This window comes from Lentzea sp. NPDC036949 (assembly GCF_055608075.1).
In genome coordinates, this window is the sequence record NZ_JBVJRA010000001.1 from 1,182,299 (window position 1) to 1,192,313 (window position 10,015).

Sequence of the window (10,015 nt, forward strand, 5' to 3'; positions counted from 1 at the left end):
GCCGATTGTCATCGCGGTCACCCGCAAGTGGCTGGCAACAGTTAAACGAGAACGTTTTCCCGCTCGCGGTCCGGCGTGGGTCCGCGAGCGGGAAAATGATCATTGACGTCGACTGCCGAGCCGTCTTTTCGTGACGTGGCAGGGACTTGCGTCAGCCCTTGGCCGCGACCCGGCGACGGCGCGCCACTTCCGCGAGCACCACTCCGGCGGCGACGGAGGCGTTCAGCGACTCCACGCCCGTGGCCATCGGAATGGACACCGTCTGGTCGCAGGTCTCCTTCACCAGACGCCCGAGACCGCGACCCTCCGAGCCCACGACGACCACCAGCGGACCGGTCGCCAGTTCGAGGCCGTCGACGTCCACGTCGCCGTCCGCGTCGAGCCCGACGATCATCAGACCGGCCTCAGCCCAGTCACGCAGGGTGCGCGTCAGGTTGGTGGCCATCGCGATCGGCAGCTTCGCCGCCGTGCCCGCGCTGGTGCGCCAGGCAACCGCGGTCATCGACGCGCTGCGCCGCTGCGGCAGCACCACGCCGTGGGCACCGAACGCCGCCGCGGACCGCACGACCGCACCCAGGTTCCGCGGGTCCGTCACACCGTCCAGCGCCACCAGCAACGGCGGCTGGGTGGAGCGCTGCGCCTGCTCCAGCAGCTCGTTCGGCGTGGCGTACTCGAACGGCGGCACCTGCAGGCCGAGGCCCTGGTGCATCGCGCCACCGGTGATCCGGTCGAGCTCACCGCGGGCCACCTCCAGCACGGAGATGCCCCGGTCGGCGGCCAGGCGCACGGCCTCGGCCACGCGGTCGTCCGCGTCGATGCCCAGCGCCACGTACAGCGCCGTCGCGGGCGTGCCCGCACGCAGGCACTCCACGACGGGGTTGCGGCCGGCCACGGTCTCGGCCTGGGCCTTCTCGGTCTTCTGGCGGCGCTGCGTCTTCACCGCGTCGCTCTTCGCGACCGCCTTGGCCCGCTTGTAGGCGGGGTGGTTCGGGCGGTCCGTCGCCTTCGGGGTCGGACCCTTGCCCTGCAGCCCCTTGGACTTCTGCCCGCCGGAACCGACGACCGCGCCCTTCTTCGAGCCCGGATTGCGCATCGCGCCCTTGCGCTTGGAGTTGCCAGCCACGGAAGTCAGTCGTCCTTCAAAGTCCACTGCGGACCGTCGGGGGTGTCCTCGACGGCGATGCCCGCCTCGTCCAGCTGTTCGCGCAACGCGTCAGCGCGCGCGAAGTCCCTGGCCTTGCGGGCTTCCTGGCGCTCGACGAGCAGTCGATCCACCAGCGTGGTCAACGCCTGCCGCATGCCGGTGTCGGCGGACGACGCGTTGTTCCACTTCGGCGACAACGGGTCGACGCCGAGGATGTCGGCCATCCGGCGGACGCACTCGGCGGCCTCGCGGGCCGTGGTGTCGTCGCCGTCGGCGAGCGCGGTGTTGCCCTGGCGCACCTTGTTGTGCAGCGCGGCGAGCGCCTGCGGGGTGCCCAGGTCGTTGTCCATGGCCGCCACGAAGTCGGGGCACAGGGGACCCGCGAGGTCGATCGGGCCGAGCCTCTCCACCGCGCGGCGCAGGAACGACTCGACGCGCCGGTACCCGGCCACCGCGTCCTGCAGCGCGTCCCCGGAGTACTCGATGTTCGACCGGTAGTGCGGGCCGACCAGGTAGTAGCGCAGCTCGGCCGCGCTGACGAGCTTCAGCATCTCCGGGATCGACACCACGTTGCCGAGCGACTTCGACATCTTCTCGCCCGACATCGTCACCCAGGCGTTGTGCATCCAGTAGTTCGCGAAGCCGTCACCGGCCGCGCGCGACTGCGCCTGCTCGTTCTCGTGGTGCGGGAAGATCAGGTCCAGCCCGCCGCCGTGGACGTCGAAGGTGCTGCCCAGGTACGTCGTGGCCATCGCGGAGCACTCGAGGTGCCAGCCGGGCCTGCCGTTGCCCCACGGCGTCGGCCAGGACGGCTCACCGGGCTTCGCGGCCTTCCACAGCGTGAAGTCGCGTGGGTCGCGCTTGCCGCGGACCTCGGTCTCGCCCTGCTGCTGGTCGTCGATCTTGCGCCCGGACAGCGCCCCGTACTCGGGGAACGAGCGCACGTCGAAGTAGACGTCGCCGTCGACGTCGTAGGCGTGGTTCTTGTCGATCAGCCGCTGCATCAGGTCGACCATCTGCGTGACGTGCCCGGTCGCGCGCGGCGCGTACGACGGCGGCAGGCAGCCCAGCGCGTCGTAGGCGCTCTCGAACGCGAGCTCGTGCGTGTACGCCCACTCCCACCAGGGCCGGTCGTTCGCCGCGGCCTTGGTGAGGATCTTGTCGTCGATGTCGGTGACGTTGCGGACCAGCGTGACGTCGGCGCCGTCACGCCCCAGCCAGCGCCGCAGCACGTCGAAGTTCAGGCCGCTGCGGACGTGCCCGATGTGCGGGACGCCCTGCACGGTCGCCCCACACACGTAGATCGACGCCGTTCCGTTGACCTGCGGGTGGAACTCCCGCATGCTCCGGCTCGCGCTGTCGTAGATGTGGAGGCTCACACGGGAATGGTACGGGCCACATCCAGGAGCGCAGTGGGCCGGTCACTCGTCGGAACCGGATTGACGAGCCGGAAGGAGCAACCGACGGCTTCCGCTCCGCCGTCCGCCTCAGCGCTGTCGCCGACCATCACGGCGTTCGCCGGCGCGACGCCGAGCCGTTCGCAGGCGGTGGTGAAGATCTTCGGGTCCGGCTTGACCACGCCCTCCTCGTAGGAGAGCACGAACTCGTCCACCAGGTGCGTCAGCCCGTGCAGCTCGAACACGGACCGGATGTCCCACCCGATGTTGCTGACGACCGCGACCGGCACGTCGGCCAGGTGCTCCAGCGTCGCCTTCACGTCCGGGTAGGGCCGCCACGACTCGGGCGAGATGAGCTGCTCGTAGAACGCCTCGGCGTCCGGCACGAGCGCGTCGCGCAGCACCTTCACGTGGACCCAGCGGTGGACCTCGGGGTCGAGGTCGCGGCGGAACCAGGCGTCGGCCAGCTCGGGGTCCACGCCGTCGGCGATCCCGACCGGTGCGGTGAGCGCCCGCATCAGGTCGCCGTTGGACTCCAGCCCGGGGTGCTCGAGCCGGAAGAGCGTGCCGGAGAAGTCGAAGAGAGCGGCGCGGATCGTCACGCCGCGACTCTACGTGCCGCCGGGCTAGTTGGTCTGGACCTTTGTGAGCTCTGCCTCGACCTCGGCCGGGTCGTAGTCGATGGTCAGCCGCAGCTCACCGGACCCGCGCGCGTCCGCGAACCGGCGCACGAACTCGTCGATCTGTGCCAGCGGCTGGTCGGCGAGCCGCGCGGTCGCGGCGTAGAGAGGGCGGAACTTCTCCGGCGTGGCGGTGCCGCGCAGCTCGGCGGCCCAGGTCAGCAGGTTGTCGTAGACCTCGACGAACATCGTGGCCAGCCGGGTGATCTTCTCCTCGTCGCCCCTGTGGCCGTTCGCTCCGAACGCCAGCAGCTGCCGCTGCGGGGACAGGACCTCGGCGATGGCGTTGATGATGTTGTCGAACGCGCGCGTGCGGGCCGCGAAGTAGTCGAGCGCCTCGGTGTCCGTGGTGAACGTGCGGACGTTCCTCGCGAATGCCATGTCGTGGTCGACCCGCTTGCTCTGCAACCCGCGCAGACCCGCGCGCACGGTGTCCGCGAACAGGGCGTACTCCCAGCCCTCCGCCCGCTGCGGCGGGGTGGCGGTGCCGAGCTTCCTCGCCACCATCTCGGCGAGCCGCCGGGGGGTGACCCTGGCGGCGTCGAGGTAGCCGACACCCGTGCGCAGGCCGGGCAGCTCCGTGGCGTCGAAGCGCACCGGCAGCACGTACTCGTCGTCCTGGGTCATGGCCCGGTCGAACGCGCTCTGGCGCTCGTGCTTGGTCCACATCTTCGCCGCGTAGTGCCGCGAGACGAACATGACGCAGAAGCGGGACTCCTTGCGGTAGACCTCGTCGAGGTACTCGGTGAGGTTCTTGCCCCACAGGTCGACCTGCTCGTCGTCGTCGTAGAAGACCTTGACGCCCAGCTCCTTGAGGTGGCGGGCCACCTCGTCGACGTAGGTGCGGTCCTCGCCGGCGAACGACAGGCAGACGTCGTACTTGGTCACCGCGCGAACTCTAGTGGTGGGAACCATCACGTCCGGCGGGAAGTTCTCCGTTCATGAGCCCGGGCTACCTCTTCGCGCTGTCCCTGCCGGCGTTGGTCGCGGCCCTGTTCGTGTTGGCGGTGGTCGAACGGGTGGTGCGCCGCAGGAAGGGCACGCCGATGGCCACCGCGGGCATCGGGGAGCTGGGCGCGACGTTCGAGCCGGGCAAGCGCGACGAGGTCGAGTTCCGCAAGGAGGAGCGGCAGCTGCGCGACGAGGAAGGCGACGCGGCACCGCCGAGGAGCCGGGTCGACCTGGACGGCGGCACGGCCGTGCTCAGGCTGCCGGACTAGGGGACGGGCACCAGCAGTGCCGTGGCGATCGCCGCGATGCCCTCGCCGCGACCCGTGAGGCCCAGGCCGTCCGTCGTGGTGCCGGCCACCGACACCGGGCCGCCGACGGCCGCGGACAGCGCGTCCTGCGCCTCCTCGCGGCGCTTGCCGATGCGCGGCGCGTTGCCGATCACCTGCACTGTGGCGTTTCCCACACGGTATCCGGCCTCCTCGACGAGCCGGCGGACCTCGGTGAGCAGTACCACACCGTGGGCGCCCGACCAGCGCGGGTCCGACGTGCCGAAGACCGCGCCCAGGTCGCCCAGGCCAGCGGCGGAGAGCAGCGCGTCGCACAGCGCGTGGGAGGCGACGTCACCGTCGGAGTGGCCCGCGCAGCCGTCCACGCCCTCCCACAGCAGCCCGGCGACCCAGCACTCACGGCCTGCCTCGATCGGGTGGACGTCGACGCCCTGGCCGATTCTCACTCTCGTTCCCCCGCGAACAGTGCCGCAGCGACCGCGAGGTCGAACGGCGTGGTGATCTTCATGGCGTGCGCGTGGCCGGGAACCGTGTGGACCTCGCCACCGTTCTTCTCCACAAGACCTGCGTCATCAGTCGCGGCGACACCGGAGCCATAGGCGGCTTTGAGAACGTCGACGCGGAAACCCTGCGGGGTCTGCACGACCCGCAGGCCGGCACGGTCGGGCGTGGAGACGACCACTCCGACCTCGTCCACCTGTTTGATCGTGTCGGCGACGGGCAACACCGGGACGACGGCGTCGTGACCGTCGCGCACAGCGGCCACGACCCCGGCGATGACCTCGGGAGGGGTGAACGCACGAGCGGCGTCGTGGACGAGCACGATGGAGGTGTCGGGCACCACGCGGAGCGCGTGGTCGAGGGCGAGGCGCACCGAGTCGGTGCGTTCGGAGCCCCCTGAAAGCACGTGCACCGCCCCGCCGGCCGGGGCCAGCGAGGCGGTAGCGGTGTGCACTTGGTCCACATCGGACGGTGGAGCTGCGATGACGACGTGCTGGACCTGACCCGACGCGAACAGGCCCTGAACGGCACGGGTCAACAGCGGTGTTCCGTTGACCGGTACCAGCGCCTTGGGCATTCCGTAGCCCAGGCGCTCACCTCGCCCTGCCGCAGGCACGAGCGCGACAACACTCATGTGCGGCGTTATCCGATGCTCAGTGTGTTCTGCCGAGAACTACGAGGCCGTGGCGAGAACTTCGTCGAGGAGGACCTCGGCCTTGTCCTCGTCGGTGCCCTCGGCCAGCGCCAGCTCGCTGACCAGTATCTGCCGCGCCTTCGCCAGCATCCGCTTCTCGCCGGCGGACAAACCGCGATCCTTCTCGCGCCGCCAGAGGTCGCGCACCACTTCCGCAACCTTGTTCACGTCGCCGGAGGCGAGCTTCTCAAGGTTGGCCTTGTACCGCCGAGACCAGTTGGTCGGCTCCTCGGTGTGGGGAGCGCGCAAGACCTCGAAGACCCGGTCGAGTCCCTCCTGGCCGACAACGTCACGCACGCCGACGATCTCGGCGTTGTCAGCGGGAACCCGAACGGTGAGGTCGCCCTGCGCCACCTTGAGGACGAGGTACTTCTTCTCCTCGCCCTTGATAACGCGGGTCTCGATTGCTTCGATGAGAGCGGCACCGTGGTGCGGGTAGACGACGGTCTCTCCGACCTTGAAAACCATGTGTCCTCTGCCCCTTTCGCTTCCTCCATCCTAACACGTCCGGCAACCCTTCCCACGCCGCTCGATGATCCGTTAGCGCTGGTCAGGGCCGCGCGGGGGGTTGACAAACCACCTGTTCGCGTGCAACGTAGCGGCCACACAAGATCGATTGGCACCACGTCGAGTCGGCTTTCCGGGCCCCGGTTAGGCTCTTTGCCTGGTGGTTGTTCCCTAGGAAGGACGCTGGAGCCGTGAACTCAGGAGTGTCTCGCCGGATGATCGTGACGGCAGCGCTGGCCGCGGGCCTCGGCCTGGTGGCGGTCGGCTGCAGCGCCGGTCAGATCACCCAGACCGACACCCAGGTCGCCGCCGTCGACGGTGCGAGCGGCAACGCGGGCCCGATGGCGGTCCGCAACGCCATGCTGGCCTTCCCGCCGGACGGCAACCGGTACCGCGAGGGCGAGGACGTGCCGCTGACGTTCGTCATCGCGAACACCGGCAACGACCCGGACAAGCTGCTGTCGATCAAGTCAGAGGCCTCCGGGTCCGAGCTGGAGATCGTCGGCAGCAAGGACGTCCCGGCCCAGTACGCGCTGCGCGCCGAGTACGACGCGTCCCACGCGCCGTCCAAGACCTCGTCGCCGTCCTCGTCGTCGCAGTCGTCCTCGTCGGTGTCGCTGACCCCGTCGTCGGGTGCGCCGTCCTCGGGTGCGCCGTCGACCACCGGCTCGCCGTCCTCGGGTGCCCCGACCTCCGGTTCGGTCGCGTCCTCGTCGGTCGCGTCGTCCTCCGGCAGCCCGTCGGGCTCGTCGTCCGTGTCGCCGACCTCGTCGTCGGCCGCGCACGACCAGTCGCTCGAGGTGCTGCAGATCCGCTGCACGCTCAAGAAGCTGAACAGGGACGTGACCGCCGCGCAGACGGTGAAGCTGACGTTCCTGTTCGAGAAGGCCGGTTCCGTGACGCTGGAGGTGCCGGTGGCGCCTTCGGACCACAAGCGCGTCAGCGAAGGCCACGACGGCGGCCATTGAGTCGCTGCTGAACGCCGAAACGCCGCTCCGGGCCTGCCCGGGGCGGCGTTCGCGTTCCGGGGGCTCTCAGCGCGCCTGGAGCATCGGGCGGAACCGGTCGCGGTAGGCCCACGCCAGCCCGATCTCCGCGGCGACGACGACGAGCGCCGTCACGAGGCCGCTGGGCTCCAGGAACACGTGGAACAGGAAGATGTTCACCACGACCGGAGCGAGCAGCGCGAGCGCCAGCGGCACGAACCGGCCGACGACGAGCAGCAGGCCCGCCACGAGCTGCGTGGCCGAGGTCAGCTGCAGCATGTAACCCGTCTCGTAGAGCGCCCCGCTGAACCTCACCCCCGCCTCCGCGAGCGTGCTGGGATCGGGTGCGGGCATGAAGTTCAGGAACCCGTTCAAGCCGGTCGTGGTGTAGAGCAGGCCGATCAGCACGCGGGTGACGGCGGTGGCGTAGCGGCCGGCGTTCACCTTGGTGGCGGGGCGGGTCGCGGTGGTGGTGGTCATTGCGGTCTCCTCGGTGGCTGTCGGGTCCTTCCACTGATGCGTCGAACGGCCACCACTCAGGATCGACAAGCCTGCAGAAGAATCTTGGAAGTTTCTTCTGCAACCCCCTCTGAGCTGGGTCTTCCGGTTTTTGTCGGTGCCGTGCTCTACCGTTCGACCCGTGGCGAAGACAGCGCGGCCGATCTTCCGTTGTGCCGAGTGCGGGCACGAGGTGGCGAAGTGGTTCGGCCGCTGCCCCGAGTGCCAGGCGTGGGGCAGCATCGAGGAACGCGGCACCGCGTCGGTGACCCGCGTGGTGGCCGGCGCCCCGACGTCGACGGCCCGCCCGATCGGCGAGGTGGACATCGAGTCCGCCCGCGCCCTGTCGACGGGCGTGAGCGAGTTCGACCGGGTCCTGGGCGGCGGCCTGGTGCCCGGCGCGGTCGTGCTGCTGGCGGGTGAACCGGGCGTCGGCAAGTCGACCCTGCTGCTGGAGACCGCGCACCGCTGGGCCGAGTCCCACGGCCGCTGCCTCTACGTGACCGGTGAGGAGTCCGCGGGCCAGGTCCGCCTGCGCGCCGAACGCACCGGCAACCTCCACCCCGAGATGTACCTGGCCGCCGAGTCGGAGCTGAGCGCGCTCCTGGGCCAGGTCGACGCGGTGAAACCGGCGATGCTGATCGTCGACTCCATCCAGACCATGTCGACGGTGAGCGTGGAGGGCGTGCCCGGCGGCGTGACCCAGGTCCGCACCGTCGCGTCCGGCCTGATCGCCATGGCCAAGGAACGCGGCCTGCCCGTGGTCCTGGTGGGCCACGTGACGAAGGACGGCTCGGTGGCCGGCCCCCGCGTCCTCGAACACCTCGTGGACGTGGTCCTGCAGTTCGAAGGCGACCGCCACTCGTCCCTGCGCCTGCTGCGCGGCATCAAGAACCGCTACGGCGCCGCCGACGAGGTCGGCTGCTTCGAGCTGCGCGACGACGGCATCGTCGGCGTCCCCGACCCCTCCGGCCTCTTCCTGACCCGCCGCGAAAAGGCCGTGGAGGGCACCTGCGTCACCGTCATCGTCGAGGGCAAGCGCCCCATGCTCGGCGAGGTGCAGGCCCTGGTCGCCAAGACGAACCTCCCCGCACCCCGCCGCGCGGTGAGCGGCCTCGACTCAGCCCGCATCTCCATGGCCCTCGCGGTCCTGGAGAAGCGCGGCAAGGTCAACCTGTTCCAGAAGGACGTGTTCACGGCGACAGTCGGCGGCATGCGCCTCGTGGAACCCGCGGCAGACCTGGCCGTCGTCCTGGCCGTGGCCTCTGCGGAACGCGAGATCGCCCTGCCCGCGGACCTGGTGGTCCTCGGCGAGGTAGGCCTGGCCGGCGAGATCCGCCGCGTGAACGGCGTCGGCAAACGCCTCCAGGAGGCCGCGCGCCTCGGCTTCAAGAAGGCCCTCGTCCCCCCGGACCACGGCCCCCTGCCCGACGGCGTGCGCGCGCTGGTGGCCAACGACCTGGTGTCGGCGCTGGAGGTGCTGGGCCTGAACCGCCGTCGCAGCGGCGGTGGCGGTGGCGGCAAGGACAAGCCGGAGGACGACGACTAGCCCCGCAGCCAACCGCACCGCTGAGCGTTTCGCGGGCGCGGCGTTCAGGGTTCCTCGGGCGGGGCCGCGCAGGAGGCGGGGTTGTCCACTGCAACACGACCACCCACCGCAACCACCGGCCTACGCCGAACCGGCATCCGTCACCGCAACCGGGGGACGCCATCACCCCCACCCACCCGAGGTGATCGAATACCCCCGTGCTGGGGAGACACGACCACGAGGTCGGCGAGCTGCTGCGCCTGGCCGCCGCGCAGGTGCCCGCCGACGTGCGGTCCGAGGACCTGCTCGACTACCTCGACCACGAGGAGTGGGACCTGGTCCTCGACCTCCTGGGCGACCACCCCGGCAACACCTGGCAGACGCCGCGCTTCTGGGCCCTCCTCGCGGAGGCGGCGACGGAGCTGGACCAGGACGAGGCCTGGTTCCAGTGGCGGTGCGTGGAGTCGATCCAAGGCCTGTTGCGGGTGCAGCTGACGCTCGCGCACGACGCGGAGCCCCTGGAAGCGCGCAACCAGCGCCCGACCTGGGACCTGACCGGCGACGAACGGGTCGCCGCGCTGTGGATCGAGTCCAAGCCGACGTTGTACGCCGGGGAACGCGCCACGGCCCGCCTGCGCCCGTTCGTCCCCACGGCCTGGGCGCACCTGGCGAAGGGGGACCGGATCTCGCTGCTGGGCCGGTCACCGGGGACAGCGACGGTCATCGAAAAAGTGCCGCCGCGGCCGTAGGAGCACGGCCGCGGCGGCACTTGCGAAGAAGATCCCCTACTGCGACAGCAGCTGCGCGCACCTGATCAGGCCGAGGTGCGAGTACGCCTGCGG

The 10,015-nt window shown here is 70.4% G+C and carries 12 protein-coding genes; 4 read left to right on the forward strand and 8 right to left on the reverse strand.

Annotated elements, in window-relative coordinates:
• Window positions 1-151: 151 nt before the first annotated feature.
• The 4 genes from rlmB to ACZ7CD_RS06010 are packed head-to-tail and all read right to left on the reverse strand — an operon-like array spanning window position 152 to window position 4,109.
• Window positions 152-1,123, reverse strand: coding sequence for a 23S rRNA (guanosine(2251)-2'-O)-methyltransferase RlmB (rlmB, locus tag ACZ7CD_RS05995; protein WP_360385290.1), 972 nt, complete (start codon window positions 1,121-1,123; stop codon window positions 152-154).
• Between the two features lie 5 nt (window positions 1,124-1,128).
• Entirely contained in the window at window positions 1,129-2,523 is a 1,395-nt protein-coding gene (gene cysS, locus ACZ7CD_RS06000) for a cysteine--tRNA ligase (protein WP_470378385.1), read from the reverse strand.
• Window positions 2,520-3,143, reverse strand: coding sequence for an HAD family hydrolase (locus ACZ7CD_RS06005; RefSeq protein ID WP_470369592.1), 624 nt, complete (start codon window positions 3,141-3,143; stop codon window positions 2,520-2,522). Before ACZ7CD_RS06005 ends, cysS begins: the two co-directional genes overlap by 4 nt.
• Window positions 3,144-3,167: 24 nt before the next feature.
• Complete coding sequence (locus ACZ7CD_RS06010) at window positions 3,168-4,109, reverse strand: toll/interleukin-1 receptor domain-containing protein (RefSeq protein WP_360385296.1); 942 nt, start codon at window positions 4,107-4,109, stop codon at window positions 3,168-3,170.
• A 53-nt stretch (window positions 4,110-4,162) separates the two neighbouring features.
• Here ACZ7CD_RS06010 and ACZ7CD_RS06015 point away from each other — a divergent pair, with 53 nt between their 5' ends.
• A complete protein-coding gene (locus tag ACZ7CD_RS06015) occupies window positions 4,163-4,441 on the forward strand; it encodes a DUF6191 domain-containing protein (protein ID WP_360385298.1) in 279 nt (92 codons plus the stop codon).
• On the opposite strand, the gene ispF is transcribed toward ACZ7CD_RS06015, so the two are convergent.
• Genes ispF through ACZ7CD_RS06030 form a run of 3 tightly spaced genes read right to left on the reverse strand, consistent with a single transcriptional unit; the run spans window position 4,438 to window position 6,122 of the window.
• Window positions 4,438-4,905 (reverse strand): 2-C-methyl-D-erythritol 2,4-cyclodiphosphate synthase, encoded by a 468-nt coding sequence (ispF, locus tag ACZ7CD_RS06020; RefSeq protein ID WP_360385300.1) that lies wholly within the window; start codon window positions 4,903-4,905, stop codon window positions 4,438-4,440. The two genes, ACZ7CD_RS06015 and ispF, sit on opposite strands and share 4 nt — an antisense overlap.
• Window positions 4,902-5,594 (reverse strand): 2-C-methyl-D-erythritol 4-phosphate cytidylyltransferase, encoded by a 693-nt coding sequence (gene ispD / locus ACZ7CD_RS06025; protein WP_360385302.1) that lies wholly within the window; start codon window positions 5,592-5,594, stop codon window positions 4,902-4,904. The genes ispF and ispD overlap by 4 nt, the downstream gene beginning before the upstream one ends.
• Before the next feature lie 39 nt (window positions 5,595-5,633).
• On the reverse strand, window positions 5,634-6,122 hold the full coding sequence (locus ACZ7CD_RS06030) for a CarD family transcriptional regulator (protein WP_065915127.1): 489 nt from the start codon (window positions 6,120-6,122) through the stop codon (window positions 5,634-5,636).
• Between the two features lie 254 nt (window positions 6,123-6,376).
• Here ACZ7CD_RS06030 and ACZ7CD_RS06035 point away from each other — a divergent pair, with 254 nt between their 5' ends.
• Window positions 6,377-7,129, forward strand: a complete 753-nt coding sequence (locus tag ACZ7CD_RS06035; RefSeq protein ID WP_360385305.1) for a copper chaperone PCu(A)C — start codon at window positions 6,377-6,379, stop codon at window positions 7,127-7,129.
• A 66-nt stretch (window positions 7,130-7,195) separates the two neighbouring features.
• On the opposite strand, the gene ACZ7CD_RS06040 is transcribed toward ACZ7CD_RS06035, so the two are convergent.
• The gene (locus ACZ7CD_RS06040) at window positions 7,196-7,627 is read right to left on the reverse strand and encodes a hypothetical protein (protein ID WP_470378386.1); all 432 of its coding nucleotides are present in this window, start codon (window positions 7,625-7,627) and stop codon (window positions 7,196-7,198) included.
• A gap of 160 nt (window positions 7,628-7,787) precedes the next feature.
• Between ACZ7CD_RS06040 and radA the strand changes: the two genes are divergently transcribed.
• Together radA and ACZ7CD_RS06050 are read left to right on the forward strand one after the other, a co-directional pair.
• On the forward strand, window positions 7,788-9,194 hold the full coding sequence (gene radA / locus ACZ7CD_RS06045) for a DNA repair protein RadA (RefSeq protein WP_360385309.1): 1,407 nt from the start codon (window positions 7,788-7,790) through the stop codon (window positions 9,192-9,194).
• A 197-nt stretch (window positions 9,195-9,391) separates the two neighbouring features.
• Window positions 9,392-9,922: a hypothetical protein gene (locus ACZ7CD_RS06050; RefSeq protein ID WP_360385311.1), complete on the forward strand. Its 531-nt coding sequence runs from the start codon at window positions 9,392-9,394 to the stop codon at window positions 9,920-9,922.
• Window positions 9,923-10,015: the final 93 nt, after the last annotated feature.